The organism is Kitasatospora sp. GP82, assembly GCF_029892105.1.
GTDB lineage: Bacteria > Actinomycetota > Actinomycetes > Streptomycetales > Streptomycetaceae > Kitasatospora.
The window spans coordinates 1-1,139 of record NZ_JARZAJ010000137.1 but is presented as its reverse complement, the minus strand read 5'-3'; the positions used below and the strand labels follow the sequence as shown (position 1 = coordinate 1,139).

At 68.8% G+C, this 1,139-nt stretch carries 1 pseudogene; it reads left to right on the top strand.

Annotated features, from left to right (window positions below):
* A pseudogene (locus tag P3T39_RS37475) lies at positions 1-758 on the top strand (bacterial transcriptional activator domain-containing protein); the annotation flags it as partial.
* Positions 759-1,139: the final 381 nt, after the last annotated feature.

Here is a 1,139-nt window from a genome sequence, read left to right as displayed (position 1 = left end):
CGGCCCCCGGCAAGACCGCACCCCAGGTCCAGGTCCTCGGCCCACTGCGGCTCACCGAGATCGGCCCGGCACCCCTCGCCCCGGCCCTGGCGAACCTGGCCGCCGTCCTCGTCTTCACCAACTTCCGCGACTACGGCACGATCGCCAACCGCATGGACTCTGCGAAACCGTGGAGCCCGGAGACAATGGCCCAACAGATGTCCCGGCTGCGCGCCCGCCTGGGCCTGGACAGCACCGGCCATCCGTACCTGCGACCCAAGCCCAAGGGGGTCGAGCAGTACACGCTGTCCGAAGAGGTCACCGTCGACTGGGCAGACTTCCTTCACCTGTCCGAGCGGGGCCTGCCCCACGGACCAGCCGGCATCCTCGACCTCGAAGCCGCCCTCGCCCTGGTCCGAGGCCGCCCCTTCGGCGAAGCCGGTGCACACAACTGGGCCGCCGGCCTTGTACAGAACATGGTCAGCAGGATCATCGACACCGCCCACACCGTTGCCGTACTGCGCACCCGCGACGACATCCTCGACGTGGACTCGGCCCGCGACGCGATCCGCCTCGGCCTCGACGTCGAACCGACCGCCGAAGCCCTGTACCGGGACTGGATGCGCATCGAGCACCGCGCCAACAACACCTCCGGAGTGCTCACCGTCGTCGACCAGGTACGACAGATGGCCAGAAGCTGGGATTCCCCTCTACAGGAATCCACCGAGGAACTGATCCGCCAGCTGACCACCGGCCGGGGAGCCATCAAGGGACTCTGACGACCCGACGAGACCCGGACCGATCAGGCACTCACGCCCAGCCGCGACCACCAGCCACCGCCGTGGGCACGAATTGTGGGCGAGGGACCGGCGGGCTGCATGGCCGCCGGGGTGTGCTCGGGTCGACGCAGATGCCGGGAACCCGTGCCGAGATCAGGCGGGCCCACAAGGGCCGGCGCAAGATCGATCCACCGCGGGGTCTCGGTGGCAAATCGGAGCGTCCGTCAGCGGCTGCTCCCCGTCAACGGGGTGCGGGTTGCCTGAGTAGCGTTGGTATCGGCGGACATTCGGTCCGCCACCTGCGAAAGGCGAACGATGTCGTACGACCTGACCCCGCTTGAGGACGCCCCGGCTGGCCGAGAGGTACGGATCGGATGGGAC